The organism is Vibrio sp. 1151_11, from assembly GCF_029478525.1.
GTDB classification, from domain to species: domain Bacteria; phylum Pseudomonadota; class Gammaproteobacteria; order Enterobacterales; family Vibrionaceae; genus Vibrio; species Vibrio anguillarum.
Genome location: NZ_SHMN01000112.1, coordinates 1 through 383 on the forward strand (window position 1 = coordinate 1; position 383 = coordinate 383).

At 42.6% G+C, this 383-nt stretch carries 1 rRNA gene; it reads right to left on the reverse strand.

What is annotated here, in order from left to right:
- Positions 1-258: 258 nt before the first annotated feature.
- A 5S ribosomal RNA gene (rrf, locus tag EXZ60_RS18995) occupies positions 259-374 on the reverse strand.
- Positions 375-383 lie beyond the last annotated feature (9 nt).

Genomic DNA, 383 nt, shown 5'->3' on the forward strand with positions numbered 1-383 from the left:
TGAATTGACTGTGCCAAAATCAAGTAAACTTGATTCTGATTGGTCACTCAGTTCATTGATAAATCTTTTTTGATTATCATCAACGAGTGCCCACACAGATTGATAGGTTTATATTGTTAAAGAGCTTTGCTTTCAGTGCCTTAACACTTAAGCAGGACGCGTATAATACGCTTTCCGCTTCGAAAGTCAACATAAAACTCTCACATTTTCATGAGAATATTATGGTGACTCGTCTCACTGAGACCAGTCGGAATTTAAGCCTGGCGATGTCCTACTCTCACATGGGGAGACCCCACACTACCATCGGCGCTGTTGTGTTTCACTTCTGAGTTCGGCATGGAATCAGGTGGGTCCACAACGCTATGGTCGCCAAGCAAATTTCT